Annotated in this window: 13 protein-coding genes and 1 tRNA gene; 13 read left to right on the plus strand and 1 reads right to left on the minus strand. The window is 73.0% G+C overall.

Annotated features, from left to right (window positions below):
• Positions 1 to 243 precede the first annotated feature (243 nt).
• From ACIQUQ_RS24280 to ACIQUQ_RS24320, 9 genes are all read left to right on the plus strand, one after another.
• Positions 244 to 1,122, plus strand: coding sequence for an FAD binding domain-containing protein (locus ACIQUQ_RS24280; RefSeq protein ID WP_403979371.1), 879 nt, complete (start codon positions 244 to 246; stop codon positions 1,120 to 1,122).
• Entirely contained in the window at positions 1,119 to 3,938 is a 2,820-nt protein-coding gene (locus ACIQUQ_RS24285; protein WP_403979374.1) for a 2Fe-2S iron-sulfur cluster-binding protein, read from the plus strand. The genes ACIQUQ_RS24280 and ACIQUQ_RS24285 overlap by 4 nt, the downstream gene beginning before the upstream one ends.
• Positions 3,935 to 6,247 (plus strand): xanthine dehydrogenase family protein molybdopterin-binding subunit, encoded by a 2,313-nt coding sequence (locus ACIQUQ_RS24290; protein WP_403979376.1) that lies wholly within the window; start codon positions 3,935 to 3,937, stop codon positions 6,245 to 6,247. Before ACIQUQ_RS24285 ends, ACIQUQ_RS24290 begins: the two co-directional genes overlap by 4 nt.
• A 159-nt stretch (positions 6,248 to 6,406) precedes the next feature.
• A complete protein-coding gene (locus ACIQUQ_RS24295; RefSeq protein WP_403979379.1) occupies positions 6,407 to 6,931 on the plus strand; it encodes a hypothetical protein in 525 nt (174 codons plus the stop codon).
• Entirely contained in the window at positions 6,931 to 8,379 is a 1,449-nt protein-coding gene (locus tag ACIQUQ_RS24300) for a hypothetical protein (RefSeq protein WP_403979382.1), read from the plus strand. Before ACIQUQ_RS24295 ends, ACIQUQ_RS24300 begins: the two co-directional genes overlap by 1 nt.
• Before the next feature lie 50 nt (positions 8,380 to 8,429).
• A complete protein-coding gene (gene mycP, locus ACIQUQ_RS24305) occupies positions 8,430 to 9,572 on the plus strand; it encodes a type VII secretion-associated serine protease mycosin (protein ID WP_403979384.1) in 1,143 nt (380 codons plus the stop codon).
• Positions 9,573 to 9,587: 15 nt separating this feature from the next.
• The gene (locus ACIQUQ_RS24310) at positions 9,588 to 9,971 is read left to right on the plus strand and encodes a hypothetical protein (RefSeq protein WP_403979387.1); all 384 of its coding nucleotides are present in this window, start codon (positions 9,588 to 9,590) and stop codon (positions 9,969 to 9,971) included.
• Positions 9,972 to 9,980: 9 nt separating this feature from the next.
• Entirely contained in the window at positions 9,981 to 12,341 is a 2,361-nt protein-coding gene (locus ACIQUQ_RS24315) for a hypothetical protein (protein ID WP_403979390.1), read from the plus strand.
• A gap of 8 nt (positions 12,342 to 12,349) precedes the next feature.
• Positions 12,350 to 13,072, plus strand: a complete 723-nt coding sequence (locus ACIQUQ_RS24320) for a hypothetical protein (RefSeq protein ID WP_403979393.1) — start codon at positions 12,350 to 12,352, stop codon at positions 13,070 to 13,072.
• A gap of 83 nt (positions 13,073 to 13,155) precedes the next feature.
• Here ACIQUQ_RS24320 and ACIQUQ_RS24325 read toward each other — a convergent pair.
• Positions 13,156 to 13,227: transfer RNA gene (locus ACIQUQ_RS24325), tRNA-Cys, on the minus strand.
• A 219-nt stretch (positions 13,228 to 13,446) separates the two neighbouring features.
• On the opposite strand from ACIQUQ_RS24325, the gene ACIQUQ_RS24330 reads away from it, so the two are divergent.
• The 4 genes from ACIQUQ_RS24330 to ACIQUQ_RS24345 all read left to right on the plus strand — a co-directional run bounded on the left by ACIQUQ_RS24330 (position 13,447) and on the right by ACIQUQ_RS24345 (position 17,691).
• Positions 13,447 to 14,925, plus strand: a complete 1,479-nt coding sequence (locus tag ACIQUQ_RS24330; RefSeq protein ID WP_403979395.1) for an MFS transporter — start codon at positions 13,447 to 13,449, stop codon at positions 14,923 to 14,925.
• 62 nt (positions 14,926 to 14,987) lie between these two features.
• On the plus strand, positions 14,988 to 15,185 hold the full coding sequence (locus ACIQUQ_RS24335) for a CopG family transcriptional regulator (protein WP_403979635.1): 198 nt from the start codon (positions 14,988 to 14,990) through the stop codon (positions 15,183 to 15,185).
• A gap of 1 nt (position 15,186) precedes the next feature.
• Complete coding sequence (locus ACIQUQ_RS24340; protein WP_403979398.1) at positions 15,187 to 15,570, plus strand: type II toxin-antitoxin system death-on-curing family toxin; 384 nt, start codon at positions 15,187 to 15,189, stop codon at positions 15,568 to 15,570.
• A gap of 333 nt (positions 15,571 to 15,903) precedes the next feature.
• A complete protein-coding gene (locus ACIQUQ_RS24345) occupies positions 15,904 to 17,691 on the plus strand; it encodes a DEAD/DEAH box helicase (RefSeq protein ID WP_399944788.1) in 1,788 nt (595 codons plus the stop codon).
• The last annotated feature ends 5 nt before the right edge of the window (positions 17,692 to 17,696 follow it).

Raw genomic sequence — 17,696 nt, forward strand, 5'->3', positions numbered from 1 at the left:
GGCGTGCGGGGCCCGGTTCGCGGCGGGTGCGGGGGCGCGGACGGGCGGACCGGGGGCAATCGGAAGTCTGTGCCCAAGCAGTGCCAAATCGGGCGAACTGCCTTGTCGGGGGTGAACGGTCACCGGCGGACCCTCGCGTCGACCGGCTTGGAAGATGTGCCAGAGTTGCCACGTCCCGGCAGTGAAGACGTACCGTACGGCGGACAGCTGTGAGCGCCGGGACATCGGGAAGGGGCAGCTGGGTTGACCACGCACGCACCGCAGACGGCGCAGTCCGTGATGCTGCCGTCCTCGCTCGACGAGGCCGTGGCGGCGCTCGCCGCCATGCCCGCCGCCGTGCCCGTCGCCGGGGGCACGGACCTGATGGCCGCGGTCAACTCCGGACTGCTCCGGCCCGCCGGCCTGGTCGGCCTCGGCCGCATCAGCGAGATCCGCGGCTGGCAGTACCAGGACGGCCACGCCCTGCTCGGCGCCTGCCTCACGCACGCCCGCATGGGACGCCCCGACTTCGCCGCGCTGATCCCGGCCCTGGCCGCGGCCGCGCGCGCCGCCGGACCGCCGCAGATCCGCAACGCCGGCACCCTCGGCGGCAACATCGCCACGGCCGCGCCCACCGGCGACACCCTGCCGGTGCTGGCCGCGCTGGAGGCCGAGCTGCTGATCGCCGGGCCCGGTGGCGCCCAGCGCGAGATCCCGGTCTCCCACCTGCTCGCGGGCCGCGAGATGCTGCACCCCGGCGAGCTGATCGGCTTCGTCCGCGTGCCGCTGCTGCACGCCCCGCAGGTGTTCCTCAAGGCCACCGGCCGGACCGGCCCCGGGCGCGCGGTCGCCTCGGTGGGCCTGGTGCTCGACCCGGCGCGGCGCGGGGTGCGCTGCGCGATCGGCGCCGTGGCCCCGATGCCGCTGCGGCCGCTGGAGGCCGAGCGGTGGGTGGCCTCGCTGATCGACTGGGACAACGGCCGCGCGCTGGCCCCGGAGGCGCTGGAGGCCTTCGGCGAGTACGTCGCCATGGCATGCGTACCGGACCAGTCGCCTGAGCCCGCCTCACCGGCGGTGCTGCAACTGCGTCGGACGGTGGCCGTACTGGCCCGGAGGGCACTGGGGAGGGCGCTGACCTCATGAGTGGGAACGACAACGTGACGGGGTCCGCGCAGGGCTCCTGGGGCTGGCAGCCGGTGCCGCACGGCGGCGACTACGACGCGGACGCCACGGCCTTCGTGAAGCTGCCGGACGAGATGCTGGGCGGCGCGGGCACGGGCGAGCCGCTGGAGGCTCCCGGGCACGGGTACGTGCCTCCGGTGATCGTGACCTCGGGCGCCGGTACGGATCCGGCCGCCACGGGGACCTGGTCGATCCCGGTCGACTGGCAGGGCGACGCCGGCACGGGTGGCGTTGCCGTGACCGGTGCCGGTGCTGCCGGGGGCGTGGCGGATGGTGCCGCGGGCCTCGCCGGTGCCGGTGCGGACCAGGCCGGTTCTGATGCGGGTGGCGCGTGGGGCACGGGCGGCGCGGAGCCGTCGGGTGCCTGGAACGCGGTGCCGTCCGCGGAGTGGCCCGAGGCGGGCGCGGGTGCCGTGGGCGCCATGGGTGCCGTGGGTGCCGGGCAGGCGGACGCGGGTTCCGCGGGTGCCGGGGCCTGGGGCGCGGTGCCGGCCGCCGACTGGCCCGAGGCGGGCGGGCTCGCGCACGGCGACACCGCCGAGTGGCGGTTCCCCGACGCCGACGGAACCTCCGGCGGGGCCGCGCTGACCGGCCAGTGGTCGATCCCGGTGGCCCGGGGCGACCTGCCCGAGGAATCGGGGGAGTACACGCGTTCCACCCTGGCCCCCGAGTGGGCGCACCAGGCTCCGGCGACCCTGCCGGGCGGTGCCGCCGCGCCCTGGGCGGAGCAGTTGCAGCAGTGGCCGGTGCCGTCCGCCGAGGCGGTCGCCGAAGCCGCTGCCGAGCACACCGAGGGCTCGGGCACCGCGTTCGACGGGGTGCGGGGCTACGTGGCTCCCCCCGCCGACTACACGGGCACCGCGGTACGGGTGCCCTACGCGGGCGCCGACGACTCCGACGCTGGTGCGGGGGCCGGTGCGGCCGACGCGTACGCGGGGGACGCGGGGCACGGGGCCGAGCTGTTCGGGACGGACGGGCGCGGTGTGGCCCTGGGCCACGGCGGTGCCGGGCACGGTGTCGCCGGTGCGGGGCACGGCGTGGCCGCCGACGACGCGGCCGGAGCGGTCGCCGGCGGGGCTGCCGCCGGGCCCCGCGTGGCCTCGTGGGGTTCCGACGCCGCCGGGCAGGTGCCCGGTGGGCACCCGGAGGGCGCCGTCGCCGCCGATCTGCTGACCGGCCTGGAGGCCCAGCGCGACTACCCGGCGGGTGCCGGCCACGTGCGCGCGCCCGCCGGCGACGACGCGGCGCGGGAGCGCGCCGGGCGGGCCGGGGTGCGGGAGGCCGCGCCCGCGCACGCCGCGAGCGGTGCCGCCGTACCGGCCGTACCCGCTGGACTCCCCGAGGGCTTCGAAGCCGCCGGGGACCAGGACACCGCTGCCGGGCGCGCCCCGCTCACTGCCGGGGCCCCGGGCCTGCCGGACCACGGTCCCGCGGGCCACGAGGGCGCCGGCCAGGGCGGGCCCGCGCACGGCACGCCGCCGCACGGCACCTCCGCGTACGGGCTGCCGGACCACGGGACGCCCGCGCACGGCACCCCCGCGTACGGCACGCCGACGACGTACGGGCTGCCCGACCAGGGGTTCCCTGCCCAGGGCACACCGCCGCACGGCACGCCGGCCCCCGGCACGCCGCCGCACGGCACCCCCCTCCACCCCGGTGCGGCCGACGGCTTCCCCGCGGACGCCGAAGCGAACGCGGACGCCGTACGCGGCTCCGCCGGCCCGGACCACGCGGCGCGCGGCGGCCACCCCGCCCCGAAGCCCACCGCCGAACTCCCCCCGACCGCCCCGCGCGGCTCCCGCGCGCTGCGCCGCGGGCTCGGCACCGGCGTCCCCGCGGCGGCGCAGGCCGCGGCCGCGGCTCCGGCGGGCGACGAGCCCGTCCAGCACTCCGCGGCCCCGGACGACGAGGCCCGCGTACCCGGAGCGCGCGACGGCGCCCAGCAGACCGAGGCCCCCCGAACCGAGGCCGGCGAAGGCACGGACACCCCCGCGGCCGGCACCCCGGCCGACGCGGCGGACCCCGCGGCCGTGCCGTCACCGGAAGCGGCCGAGGCCCCCGAGCCCACGGACGGCGCGGACTCCCGCGCAGCCGAGCCACCCGCGGAAGCCGGAGACGGCACCCCGGAGCCCCGTACCGAGGCCCTCGCCGCGACCCCGGCCGCCCACCCCGAGGGCGCCGGTCCGGCCGACGCCCACCACGAGCACCCGCACGCCTCGTACGTGCTGCGCGTCAACGGCGCCGACCGGCCCGTCACCGGCGCCTGGATCGGCGAGTCGCTGCTCTACGTGCTGCGCGAGCGCCTCGGTCTGGCCGGCGCCAAGGACGGCTGCTCCCAGGGCGAGTGCGGCGCCTGCGCCGTGCAGGTCGACGGCCGCCTGGTCGCCTCCTGCCTGGTGCCCGCCGCCACCGCCGCGGGCAGCGAGGTCCGCACCGTCGAGGGCCTGGCCCAGAACGGCCGGCTCTCGGACGTGCAGCAGGCCCTGTGCCGGTCCGGCGCCGTCCAGTGCGGCTTCTGCGTCCCCGGCATGGCCATGACCATCCACGACCTGCTGGAGGGCAACCACGCCCCCAGCGAGCTGGAGACCCGGCAGGCGCTCTGCGGCAACCTCTGCCGCTGCTCCGGCTACCAGGGCGTGATCCAGGCGGTACGCGAGGTCGTCGCCGAACGCGAGGAGGCGGCCGCCGCGCACGCCGACCCCGCGCCCGAGGCCCGCATCCCGCACCAGGCGCCCCCCGGCGCCGGCGGCATCCACCACGACGGAGGCATGGCGTGACCAACGACGCGGCCACGGCGACCGCCGAAGCCACCGCCGCGGAGCAGCCCGCCCTGGGCCTCGGCGCCTCGGTGGCTTCCGCCGACACGCGTGCCAAGAGCGAGGGCACCTTCCCGTACGCGGCCGACCTCTGGGCGGAGGGCCTGCTGTGGGCCGCCGTGCTGCGCTCCCCGCACGCGCACGCCCGCATCCTGTCCGTCGACACGTCCGCCGCCCGCGAGATGCCCGGCGTCCGCGCCGTCGTCACGCACACCGACGTACCCGGCGCGACCACCCACGGCCGCCGCATCTCCGACCGGCCCGTCTTCGCCCACGACGTGGTACGTCACCACGGCGAGCCCATCGCCGCCGTCGCCGCCGACCACCCCGACACCGCGCGCCTGGCCGCCGCCGCGATCACCGTCGAGTACGAGCTTCTCGAACCGGTCACCGACCCCGAGCAGGCCTTCGGCGCCGAGCCCTTGCACCCCGACGGCAACCTGATCCGCCACATCCCGCTCCGCTACGGCGACCCGGACGTCACCGGCGAGATCGTGGTCGAGGGCCTGTACCGGATCGGCCGCCAGGACCCCGCGCCCATCGGCGCCGAGGCGGGACTCGCCGTACCGCGTCCCGACGGCGGCGTCGAGATCTACACCGCCTCCACCGACCCGCACACCGACCGCGACCTCGCCGCCGCCTGCCTCGGCCTCGAACCGGACCGGGTCAAGGTCGTCGTCACCGGCGTGCCCGGCGCCACCGGCGACCGCGAGGACGGCGGCTTCCAGCTGCCCCTCGCGCTGCTCGCCCTGCGCACCGGCTGCCCGGTCAAACTCGCGGCCACCCGCGAGGAGTCCTTCCTCGGCCACGCCCACCGCCACCCCACCCTGCTGCGCTACCGCCACCACGCGGACGCCGAGGGCCGCCTGGTCAAGGTCGAGGCGCAGATCCTGATGGACGCGGGCGCCTACGCGGACGCCTCGTCGGAATCGCTGGCCGCGGCCGTGGCCTTCGCCTGCGGCCCGTACGTCGTCCCGCACGCCTTCGTCGAGGGCTGGGCCGTACGCACCAACAACCCGCCCTCCGGCCACGTGCGCGGCGAGGGCGCGATGCAGGTGTGCGCGGCGTACGAGGGCCAGATGGACAAGCTCGCCGCCAAGCTGGGCCTGGACCCGGCCGAGCTGCGCATGCGCAACGTGATGGCCACCGGCGACCTGCTGCCCACCGGCCAGACCGTCACCTGCCCGGCGCCGGTCGCGGAACTGCTGCGCGCGGTGCGCGACTTCGAGCTGCCCGGCCTGCCGAAGGACGAGCCCGAGGACGAGTGGCTGCTGCCCGGCGGGCCGGAGGGCGCGGGCGAGCCCGGCGCCGTACGCCGCGGGGTCGGCTACGCCCTCGGCATGGTCCACATGCTCGGCGCCGAGGGCACCGACGAGGTGTCCACCGCGACGGTCAAGGTCCACGACGGCACCGCCACGGTCATCTGCGCCGCGGTCGAGACCGGCCAGGGCTTCGCCACGCTGGCCCGCCAGATCGTCCAGGAGGTCCTGGGCATCGAGCACGTGGCCGTGGCGCCGGCCGACACCGACCAGCCCCCGGCCGGGCCGGCCACGCACGGCCGGCACACCTGGGTGTCGGGCGGCGCGGTCGAACGGGCCGCGAAGATGGTCCGTACCCAGCTGCTCCAGCCCATGGCGCACAAGCTGGGCATGTCGACCGAGCTGCTCCAGATCCAGGACGGCAAGATCACCTCGTACGACGGCGCCTTCACCACGACCGTCACCGAGGCCATGGCGGGCAAGGAGCTCTGGGCGACCGCCCAGTGCCGCCCGCACCCCACCGAGCCGCTCGACGAGTCGGGGCAGGGCGACGCCTTCGTCGGCCTCGCCTTCTGCGCGATCCGCGCGGTCGTGGACGTCGACATCGAGCTGGGCGCGGTCCGGGTGGTCGAACTGGCCGTGGCCCAGGACGTCGGCCGGGTCCTCAACCCCCGCCAGCTGGCCGCCCGCATCGAGGCCGGCGTCACGCAGGGGCTGGGCGCGGCGCTCACCGAGAACCTGCGCACCGGCGGCGGTCTGGTCCGCCACCCGGACCTGACGGGCTACGCCCTGCCCACCGCGCTGGACGCCCCGGACATCCGCATCGTCAAGCTGGTGGAGGAGCGGGACGTGGTCGCGCCCTTCGGTGCGAAGGCGGCGAGCGCGGTGCCCGTGGTGACCTCCCCGGCGGCGGTCGCGTCGGCGGTACGGGCGGCCACCGGCCGGCCGGTCAACCGCCTCCCGATCCGCCCCCAGGCGGCGGTGGTCCAGCCGGCGACGACAGCCGGCTGAAGCCAACTGGTGCCCGTGTGACGTGCATTGCACCTCCATTGCACGTGCAACCCGGAGTTTGGTCTGTCGGTCCTGCTCGCTAGAGTGATCTCCCGTCCGCGTGCGAACGGATGCGAACGGGGCCGGGGCACACGCGGGTGACACACGGGGAGGGCCAACGTGGCGGTGGACGACGGAGCGGGCTCCTTCGGCCTGCTCGCGGGCGGGGTCTTGGCGGGCGGTCTCGCGGGCGCGGTTGCCGCGCAGGCGAAGGCCATGTCCGTCGAGGTCGAGTCGATGCAGAAGTTCAAGACGCGCGTCGACGAGCTGCTGACCAAGCTGGAGGGCTCCCAGGCGGCGCCCAAGGCGATCGCCGACGGCACGCTGCCGTCGGGCGACCTGGGCAAGGGCTTCCACGAGGCCGACGGGCTGTACGGCGCGTACAACAAGGTCCACGGCGAGCTGACCAGCCTCTCGAAGGCGCTGGCCGGCCAGATAGAGGCGCTGAGCATCGCGGTCGAGGGCTCCCGCGTGGGCTACGAGAACGTCGACGAGGACATCAAGCAGCGCATGCGCCGCCTGCACGCGGACGCGGAGAAGCGGTACGACCGGAGCCGCGACCCGGCGGCCAAGGAGCGCGAGGGCGCGCACGCCGAGGCTCCGCAGACGGGCGATGACGGCGGCTCGAAGGAGGGCTCCTTCTGATGGCGACGAACTTCGAGGGCCACTCGCACGACGCGCTGCTGGCCATGCTCGCCTCGGCGGACGCGGCGACGGCCAAGAGCCTGGGCACGCAGCTGACCGAGGCCGCCAAGACCATCAAGGAGATCGGCGAAGACCTCAAGGCCCATGCCCCGAAGGTGGCGTGGGAGGGCGAGGGCGGCGACGCGTTCCGCGAGTGGGTCAACGCCACAGGCAACGCGACGCTCCGGCTGGGCGAGTACAGCGCCACGGGCGGCACCTGGATGACCAACGCGGCCCAGACGATCGTCGAGGTCAAGGCCAACATGCCGCAGCGCGACAAGGCCGCGGCGGCCAACCTGGAGGCGGCCAACGACGCCCCGAACGACCCGGACTCGGACCAGATCGCCCGCGACGCCCGCACGAAGCTGAACGGCGACCACGCGACGGCGGTCCAGCAGATGACGAAGCTGGCGCAGTCGTACGAGGCGTCGTCGCTGGAGATGAACAGGGCGGAGCCGCCCACGTTCCCGCCGCCGCCGGACCGTTTCGTACCGACTGACTCTCGTGGCTTCCAAGAGGTCCAGCGGCCTGGCGGCTCGTACGGGGGCGGGACCGGTGGCAATGGTGGCACGGGAGGCTCCGGCTACGTACCGCCGAAGAACGACGGTGGCGGCGACACGCCCCCGCCGCCGGTGCCGGAGTCCCCGACCCCGTCTCCGCAGCCGAACGCTCCGACTCCCGTGACCCCGGACGCCCGTACCCCCGTGATCCCGGATCGAGACAACGATCCGCGACTCGACAGCGTGGCCCCGCCGATCGAGCGGAAGGCTCCGCCGGTCACGACGCTGCCGCCCGTGGTCAATCCGCCCAACGGGGGCGGTCCCCTGCCGAACGTACCCACGCCCCCGCCGCTGGTACTGCCCCCGAACGGGATCAAGCCCGGTGGCGGCGGCCCCGGCCTCCCGCCCGGCGGGGGAATCCGGCAGACCCCGCCCCCGGTCATGGGTGGCGGCCCGGGCGGCCCCGGCGGCCGCTTCGGTGGACCGGGGCTGACTCCCGGACCCAGGGACCCGGGCATCATGGGCGGCCGTCAGGTGCCGGTCAGCAGGACGCCGGCCGCCGGCATTCCGCGTGGCACGGTCATCGGTGAGACGGGCGGCGGCCAGACCGGGCGTTCCCCGGGAGGCTTCATGGGGGGTGCCGGCGGGCACGGCGGCGGGCAGGGTGCCTCACCTGTCGGGCGTCGGCTCGCCAGTGAGCCCGGTGGCGTCTACGGGCGCCAGCAGGCGGCCGGTTCGGCCAGCGGCCGTCCGTTCACCCAGGGCGGCTCCGGTCTCGTACGAGGCCAGTCCAACGGACAGCCGGACGAGCGGGAGGAGCGTCGGGGGCACCGTCCCGACTACCTTGCCGAGGACGAAGAGACCTGGCAGTCGGGCAACCGCCGCGTTGTCCCGCCGGTGATCGACTGAGCGAACGGAACCTGCACGTGATGCGCATGCGTAGAGCTACGTCAGCCCTGGTGGGCCTGCTGCTGGCCGGGGTCGTCGCCACTCCGGCACATGCGGACACGGTTCGCTCCGATCAATGGCATCTCGATTCCATGCGGGCTGATGAGATGTGGAAGGTCAGTACCGGCAAGGGAGTCATCGTCGCTGTGATCGACAGCGGCGTCGGCCATGTACCGGAGCTGGAGGGGCAGGTTCTCCCCGGCAAGGACTTTTCCAAGGCCAAAGGCGACGAGCGCGTCGACTACTTGCATCACGGTACGGGCATGAGCTCCACCATCGCCGGCACGGGCAAGGGCCACGGAGGCGATGGCGTGTACGGCCTGGCGCCCGGCGCCAAGATCCTTCCCCTGCGTGTGTCGCAGGGCGGGGGTGGGCGTGGGGCGGGTGAGTCGTATTCCGAGGCCATTCGGTTCGCAGCCGATTCGGACGCGAAGATCCTGAACATTTCAATGTCGGGCGTCGACGAAGGCGAGCAGCTGCGCGATGCCGTGAAGTACGCCCTCACCAAGGGGAAGCTCATCTTCGCGGCGGTGGGCAACGAAGGCGACAAGGAGAACCGGATCGAGTATCCGGCTGGTACGCCCGGTGTGGTGGGCGTGGCGGCGGTCGACCGCAATGCCAACGCCACGAAGTGGTCCCAGCATGGCCCGCAGGTCGACCTGGCGGCTCCCGGCGACGGGATTGTTTCCGGATGCGACCGTGGCTCCCAGGTCTGTGAGCGCAAGGGAACCAGTGACGCAACGGCACTGGTTTCGGCCTCCGCCGCCCTCATCTGGTCCGCCCACCCCACCTGGACCAACAACCAGGTCCTCCGCGTCATGCTGAACACGGCCGGCAAGCCGAGCGACGGGAAGGAGCGCAGCGACTACATCGGCTACGGCGTCGTCCGCCCCCGCGTCGCCCTGACCGACCCCGGCGACCCGGGCCCCGCGGACGAATACCCGCTCCCCGACCTCGCCGCCGCCGAACCGAAGCCGCAGCAGGACCCCTCCAAGACCCGGGCTCCGCAGGCCAACGGCCCCGCCAACGCCACGCCGATCGACGACGGCTCCGGAGGCGACGAGCCGTACATCGCCCTCGGCATCGGCGCGGCCGTGCTGATCGGCGGGGCCGTCGCCGTGGTCGCCGTACGTTCCCGCCGCCGGAACCAGTAGGAAGCGAGACGCGACGTGTCCTTCGAGAAGGAATGGGCCTCCGCGCGCACCACCGCAGCCCACAGCACCAGCCCCACGGCCGACCTCAGCGTCGACCCGGACGCCCTCGGAGCCGTCGGCGGCGACGCGTACGACCTCTACCAGCGGCTCTCGCGCGACGGCGACCACGCCCGCCCGGCGACCTTCGACGCGTCGATCGCGCTCACGAACACGAACTTCCGGAGCGGTCCGGCCCTGCTGACCGTCCACGACCGCTGGAACACGCAGCTGCGCACGCTCCTCGACGCCTGCGCGAACGTCTCCAACCACCTGGACTACTCCGCGGCCTCGCACGCCAAGGAAGAGGCGGACATCACCGCCGCCCTGTCCGCATCCAAGATCAACGAGTACCTCAAGTAGGGCAACGACATGACCAGCGCGCTGACGTTCGCCGACATCTACACCCTCCAACTCGCCAAGCTGCACGACGCGGTGACCGACTGGGGCGCGATGGCCGGGAAGCTGGAGACCCTCTCCGGCGACGCGAGAAGCGGCATGCTGGCCAAGGCGAACGCGGCCGACTGGCGCGGGGTCAACGCCGACGTGACCAAGCCGTTCATCGGCAAGACGGCCAAGGAGTTCGGCGACGCCGCCGCGGCCGCCAAGGGCATCGGGACGATCCTCGGCCAGGGTTACGCGGCCTTCAAGCACGCCCAGGACCAGCTGAAGAAGATTGTCTCCACGGAGGCTCCCGCCCAGCAGCTCGTGGTCGACGTCGACTCGGGCAAGGTCAGGGCCGCCGACCCGCTGAGCAACCACCCCGAGGGCCGGCACGACCCCGACTACGACGACCTGGTCCGCAAGGAGGGCGCGGCCATCAAGGCCCTCCAGCGGCGCATCGACGCGATCGTGGAGACCTGCGACGACGCCGACCAGTCCATGGCCCGCGCGCTGCGGGCCAACATCACCGACGACGCCCACAACTTCAGCCCGCCGAAGTACGACAGCCTGGACGCCGAGGAGGCGCAGCGCGCGGCCGACCTCGCGAAGAAGGGGCGCGAGCTCACGCACGAGGAGCTGGTGCAGCTCAACGAGCTGCTGAGGGACAACCACGGCGCGCCGGCCTTCTCGACGCACTTCTACGAGACCCTCGGGCCGCGCAAGGCCCTGGAGCTCTTCGGGCAGTTGTCGACGGACACGTACGACTACACCGAGGTGAACGAGCAGCGGCTGAAGGACGTGCAGGAGCTCCAGCGCAACCTCGGCCTCAACCTGGCCACGGCGACGGACCCGGACCACAAGCCGCACCTGCCGGCGTCGTTCGGGCAGGAACTGCGGAAGCTGGGCACCGAGCGGATCATGCTGCACGAGTACGACCGCAGCGGCGCCTTCGGCTACCAGCTGCTGAGCGGCATCATGCGGTACGGCGACTACGACCCCCGCTTCCTGAACCCCATCGCGGAACACGCGGCCCAGCTGCACGCCGAGGACCCCTACCGGTGGGCGGACACGAAGCCGCTGGGCGGGTACCCGAAGAACATGTTCAACCCGTCCGGGCTGAACGGCGCCGGCTTCGACCCGATGACCGGCTTCCTGGAGGCGCTGGGGCACAGCCCGGAGGCGGCGAAGCAGTTCTTCTCGCCGGACAACCCGATGACCGCGTACAACGAGGACGGCACGGTCAAGGAGGGCAAGACGGCGGACCTGGGCAAGGACGCCGACGGCAAGCCGATCGGCAGCTACCTCGACTTCTTCGGGAACGACAAGTACAAGACCTTCCCGGACATCGAGATCTTTGACCCGGAAGAGGCGAAGAAGGCCCTCAAGTTCATGCCGGACGCGTTCGGCCACGCCCTTGAGGCGGCCACGCTGGGGCACGCGTGGGACGACCCGAACCCGAAGCTGCTGCGCGACGAGGGTTCGGCGCGGATCATGGAACTTGTTGCCGCGAAGTACGGCGGGGACGCGGGACTTCTGAAGGACCGGGAGATTCTGGCGGACAGCCTGGGCCGCATGACGGCGGGTTACATCGACGATGTGAATTGGGCGCTGGACGAGAACCGGGACCAGAGTGTCTTCACCCCCCAGTCCAAGGATGCACTGCACGCGAGGTTCGGCCGGGAAGGAGTGCGAGACCTGCTGAGCGCGTTGGGCCAGCATCCGGACGCCTACGCATCGGTCTCCGCAGCGGATCGGGTCTACTCGTCCAGCGTGCTGGAAACGACCGTGGGCCCGGACGGGTCCATCGACGAAGGACGTGCCCGCGCGACGATCCGTGCTACCGCCGAAGTACAGGGAATGCTCGACGAGTCCCGCGCCGGGCAACTCCGGGGCGAGGCGGAGGAGAAGCACAAGGAGTACGAGCGTGCTCAGGCGCAACGCGCGGCCTGGATCGAGTTCGGCACAGGAGCCGCCGTCGCTGCGGGTGTCGCCTTCCTCCCGGCTACGGCAGCGGCGGCCGGAGCCGCGGCGATCCTCGTCCCCCTGGCAGTCGACACCGGCAGCGGGGCCATCGAGCAGGTGGCCGGGCAGGTGATCGGCGACTGGTCGGACGAAGCGGTGGACAAGCACCAGGACGACATCGACGGAGAGACCCACACCAGCACCAAGACGATGTTCCAGGCGGGTGAGCGCAGCGCCGAGGCGCCGATGGAGCGCTTCATCGAGGCGCATAAGGTCGACCGGAACAGCAACTTCGGCAACGATCTGATCGAGTCCATGCGGGACGGCTACCAGACCGGAAACTCCCGTGCGGCCCAGCAGGGACACGAGGCGGAGACCGGCAAGTGAAGCAGGACATGAGGACGCGCACCCGGACGATCGGGCTGGGCATAGCCCTGACGGCGTTGGTCGTCTCCGGGTGCGGTACGTCGGACGAGGGCGAGCCGGAACCCTCGCGGCCGCAGAGCTTCTCCGCGACTCAGGTGTGCGGTGGGTCGGTCGTGCTGCCGTCATCGGCGAAGGCGCTGGAGCGCCTCACCGGCGCCGTTTCCTTCGTGCCGGGGAAGGAGAAGCAGGAGCTGGGAATTCCCGCTTCGGCACAGGTCCTCGAGGACGCGTACAAGGCCGGCTACAAGGTCCGTGACATGCCGGGTGCATACTGCGTCATCCGTGGTGACGTGCCGTCGGCCAAGCGCTATTCCACTGTGAAGCTGGAGTTCACGGCTTACAGCGAGAAGGCAGACCTCCCCGACTACGCCAAAGGCCGCCTCGAACATGGCAAGGGGACGATGACGGGACTGTACGGGTCCCGCACCTCGATCTCCTTCGACTGTGTCAGCTCCCGCGTCGGGTCCACACCAGCCATCCCCCTCCGCGTCAACGGGCGGATCACCGCATTCGCCGACCCCGAACCGCCCCACGCCGCCGAAGACCGCATGCTCATCCTCCACACGGCCTCCCTGAGCCTCGCCAAGGAGCTCGGGTGCCGGAACAACGGCGGGCTGCCGGACGCCGTGTCCGGGCTTCCCGAGCCGCTGCCGCCCCTCGACCGCGACGCATCTCCTTCTCCCTCCCGCTGACGGGAAAGACAAACGGCACGGCGCCCGGAACCGCAGGGTCCGGGCGCCGTGCCGTGTCGCGCCGTGCGCCGTACGGCGCGCAGAGACCGCGACCGGAATCGAACCGGCGTAAACCGCTTTGCAGGCGGTTCCCTCAACCACTCGGGCACGCGGTCGTGCTGTGGTGCTCCGACCGTATGCGCGGGCGCCGCCGGGCCGGAAGGGATCCGGCGGGGACGCAACGCGACTGCCACAGCGCGTTCACAGTCCCCGGTTCGGCGGGCCGCCGCGCTCGGCGGACCGGGGTCCTAGGGCCCGCGGACCAGACGGGATCCGCCTCATTGACCCCTTCCCGGACAGGGACGATTGCCAGGGTTGCCCCTTACCCTGAGGCGATGAGCGCCACCGAACCGCAGACCTCGTCGTCAGCGACCGCCGCCCCGCCGCCCGTGCCCGAGCCGCAGGGCGGTGTTCTGGGTTCCGCGCACCGGGCGCTCACCATCGGCATCGTCACCGTCGTGCTGCTGATCGCCTTCGAGGCCACGGCCGTCGGCACCGCGATGCCGGTCGCCGCCCGCGAGCTGGACGGCGTCGGGCTGTACGCCTTCGCCTTCTCCTCGTACTTCACCACCAGCCTCTTCGGCATGGTGCTGGCCGGGCAGTGGTGCGACCGCCAGGGCCCGCTGCGTTCGCTCACCACCGGCATCGGCGCCTTCGCCGCCGGCCTGGTGCTCTCCGGCACCGCGGGGGCCATGTGGCTGTTCGTCCTCGGGCGGGCCGTGCAGGGGCTGGGCGGCGGGCTGGTGATCGTCGCGCTGTACGTGGTGGTCAGCCGGGCCTACGACGAGCGGCTGCGGCCCGCGATCATGGCGGCCTTCGCCGCGAGCTGGGTGGTGCCGTCGATCGTCGGTCCGCTCGCCGCCGGCACGGTCACCGAGCACCTCGGCTGGCGCTGGGTGTTCGTCGGGATCCCGGTGCTGGTGGTCTTCCCGCTGCTGATCGCGCTGCCCGCGATACGCCGTACCGCGTCCGGTCCCGCGGACCCGGCCGCCCCGCCCGTCGCCTTCGACCGGCGCCGGATCAGGCTCGCCTTCGGGATCTCCGTGGGGGCCGGGCTGCTCCAGTACGCCGCCCAGGACCTCCGGTGGCTCTCGCTGCTGCCGGGTGCCGTGGGCGCCGCGCTGCTGGTGCCGGCCGTGCTCGGGCTGCTGCCGCGCGGCACCTACCGGGCGGCCCGCGGGCTGCCGGCCGTGGTGCTGCTGCGCGGGGTCGCGGCCGGGTCGTTCATCGCCGCCGAGTCGTTCATCCCGCTGATGCTGGTGACCCAGCGGGGGCTGAGCCCGACGCTGGCCGGGTTCTCGCTGGCCCCGGCCGGGCTGACCTGGGCGCTCGGGTCCTGGGTACAGGCGCGGCCGTGGGCAGAGAAGTACCGCGAGCGGCTGGTCGTCGGCGGGATGGCCGTGGTGGCGGTGTGCATCGCCGCCGTGCCGCTGGTGCTGATCGAGACGGTGCCGGTGTGGCTGCTGGCCGCCGTGTGGGGCCTGGCCTGCTTCGGTATGGGCCTGGTGATGGCGGCGGGCAGCGTGCTGCTGCTGAAGCTGTCGGCGCCGGAGGAGGCGGGGGCCAACTCGGCCGCCCTCCAGATCTCCGACGCCCTCGCGAACGTGGTGCTGCTGGCCGGCGGCGGCGCGGCCTTCGCCGCCCTGGGCGGCGGCTCGGTGGGCATGGCCCACGCCGCGGCCTCCTCCGACGCGGCCGCCTCCCACCCGGGGGCCTTCGCCGCGGTCTTCCTGCCGATCGCCTGCGTTGCCGCGGTCGGCGTCTGGGTGGCGTCCCGGCTTTCTCCGCGGGCGGAGGCTCCCGTTCAGGCGTAGCCGGGAGCCGGGGCTATCCGGTACCAGTTCGGTACCGCCCCTGGTACCGTTTTGGTATGGCTATGAACCTGCGTCTCCGTGACGACCAGCAAGAGGCCCTCAAGCTCCGTGCCGAGGAGGAGGGGCGCAGCATGCACGCCATAGTGCTGCTGGCGATCGACCGGTACCTGGAGCAGGAGGCCGATCGCGCCACTGTCAGCCGCCTCGGTGAGAAGTACGCCAAGGCGCACGCGGACCTGCTGAGGCGTCTGGGGGAGTGACGTGAAGTACCTGACGGTCCAGGAAGTCCTGGACCTGGCCGAGCTTGCCTGCGGCGGGCAGGAGGTGGCGGTGCGCGATCTGGGGCTGCTCAGCTCCGCCGTGCACCGGCCCCAGTCGCAGATGTTCGGCGTCGAGGCGTACACGGACCTGTTCGAGAAGGCCGGCGCCCTGCTGCAGTCGCTCGCGGTGAACCATCCGCTGGTCGACGGCAACAAGCGGATGGCCTGGATGTCGACGGTGGTGTTCCTCGACTTCAACGGGTTCGAGATGCTCGGCGTCGACCAGGACGCGGCCTACAAGCTGGTCATCGAGGTGGCGTCCGGCGTGCTCGACGACGTGGGCGAGATCTCGCGGCGTTTGCGCGGGCTGCACGACGACATGTGAGCCGGTCGGTCCGCCTGCCCCGGTGCCCCGCGCCGCCCGGCGCGGGGCACCGGTGCGTCCGGCCCGGCCCCCCGGCCCGGGCACTCGTATTCCCCCGCGCCCCCGGATGTGAGTCTCGCCGCACCCCCCGAGGTCACGGCCTCGTCTGCCCGCACGTGGGTCGGCGGCACCGGTAGGGTGGCCCGGTTGTCCTTACGTACGACCGCCCTTGAGCCCGCACGACGTGCCCGTCCCGCACGTGCCGGCGGGCCCGTCACCGCCCGTACGACCGCCCGTACGCCCGTCACTGCGCGTGCGACCGCCCGTACAGCCGAGAGCCCCGAACCGGAGACCGTGACTACTACCGCCTCCCACCACCTCTCACCCGCCTTTCCCGGCCGTGCCCCCTGGGGTACCGCCAGCAAGCTGCGTGCCTGGCAGCAGGGGGCGCTGGACAAGTACATCCAGACGCAGCCCCGCGACTTCCTCGCCGTCGCGACGCCCGGCGCCGGCAAGACGACCTTCGCGCTCACCCTCGCCTCGTGGCTGCTGCACCACCACGTCGTGCAGCAGGTGACCGTGGTCGCCCCCACCGAGCACCTGAAGAAGCAGTGGGCCGAGGCGGCCGCCCGGATAGGCATCCGGCTCGACCCGGAGTACTCCGCCGGACCGCTGAGCAAGGAGTACCACGGCGTCGCCGTCACCTACGCCGGTGTCGGCGTGCGCCCGATGCTCCACCGCAACCGCTGCGAGCAGCGCAAGACGCTCGTCATCCTCGACGAGATCCACCACGCCGGTGATTCGAAGTCCTGGGGCGAGGCCTGCCTGGAGGCGTTCGACCCGGCGACCCGCCGCCTCGCGCTCACCGGAACCCCTTTCCGTTCCGACACGAATCCCATTCCTTTCGTCACGTACGAGGAAGGGAATGACGGAATCAGGAGATCGTCCGCCGATTACACGTACGGATACGGGAACGCTCTCGGCGACGGGGTGGTTCGTCCCGTCATTTTCCTGTCCTACAGCGGAAACATGCGGTGGCGCACGAAGGCCGGCGACGAGATCGCGGCCCGCCTCGGCGAACCCATGACCAAGGACGCCATCTCGCAGGCCTGGCGCACCGCGCTCGACCCGCGCGGCGACTGGATGCCCAACGTCCTGCGCGCCGCCGACCAGCGGCTGACCGAGGTCCGCAAGGGCATCCCGGACGCCGGCGGTCTGGTCATCGCCTCCGACCAGGACTCGGCCCGCGCGTACGCCAAGCTGATCCGCGAGATCACCGGAACCAAGGCCACCCTCGTGCTCTCCGACGACGCCGGGGCGTCCAAGCACATCGACACCTTCAGCGGGAACGACGACCGCTGGATGGTCGCGGTCCGCATGGTGTCCGAGGGCGTCGACGTACCGCGCCTCGCCGTCGGCGTGTACGCGACGACGATTTCCACCCCGCTGTTCTTCGCCCAGGCCGTCGGGCGCTTCGTGCGCTCGCGCAGGCGCGGCGAGACCGCCTCCGTGTTTCTTCCGACGATTCCCTACCTCCTCGGCTTCGCCAACGAGATGGAGGTCGAGCGCGACCACGTGCTCGACAAGCCCAAGAAGGAGGGCGGGGAGGAGGACCCGTACGCCGAGTCCGAGAAGGAGATGGACGAGGCGAACAAGCAGCAGGACGAGGACACCGGCGAGCAGGACATGCTGCCCTTCGAGGCGCTGGAGTCCGACGCCGTCTTCGACCGCGTCCTCTACGACGGCGCCGAATTCGGCATGCAGGCCCACCCGGGCAGCGAGGAGGAGCAGGACTACCTCGGCATCCCGGGCCTGCTGGAGCCCGACCAGGTGCAGCTGCTGCTCCAGAAGCGGCAGGCCCGCCAGATCGCGCACAGCAAGCGCAGGCCCGACGCCGAGGCCGACCTGCTGGAGCTGCCGGCCGAGCGGCGTCCCGTCGTGTCGCACAAGGAACTGCTGGAGCTGCGCAAGTCGCTCAACACCATGGTCGGCGCGTACGTCCACCAGAGCGGCAAGCCGCACGGCGTGATCCACACCGAGCTGCGCCGGGTCTGCGGCGGCCCGCCGAGCGCGGAGGCCACCGCGGGACAGCTGCGCGAGCGCATCAAGAAGGTCCAGGAGTGGGCCACCCGGATGCGCTGATCCGG

This window comes from Streptomyces sp. NPDC101118 (assembly GCF_044759445.1).
Lineage (GTDB): Bacteria > Actinomycetota > Actinomycetes > Streptomycetales > Streptomycetaceae > Streptomyces.

What these genes read in the sequence shown, in the direction of transcription:
- ACIQUQ_RS24285 (WP_403979374.1), top strand. Translation starts at nt 1,119, where the DNA reads ATGAGTGGGAACGACAACGTGACGGGGTCCGCGCAGGGCTCCTGGGGC.
- ACIQUQ_RS24300 (WP_403979382.1), top strand. Translation starts at nt 6,931, where the DNA reads ATGGCGACGAACTTCGAGGGCCACTCGCACGACGCGCTGCTGGCCATG.
- ACIQUQ_RS24315 (WP_403979390.1), top strand. Translation starts at nt 9,981, where the DNA reads ATGACCAGCGCGCTGACGTTCGCCGACATCTACACCCTCCAACTCGCC.
- ACIQUQ_RS24320 (WP_403979393.1), top strand. Translation starts at nt 12,350, where the DNA reads ATGAGGACGCGCACCCGGACGATCGGGCTGGGCATAGCCCTGACGGCG.
- ACIQUQ_RS24330 (WP_403979395.1), top strand. Translation starts at nt 13,447, where the DNA reads ATGAGCGCCACCGAACCGCAGACCTCGTCGTCAGCGACCGCCGCCCCG.
- ACIQUQ_RS24335 (WP_403979635.1), top strand. Translation starts at nt 14,988, where the DNA reads ATGAACCTGCGTCTCCGTGACGACCAGCAAGAGGCCCTCAAGCTCCGT.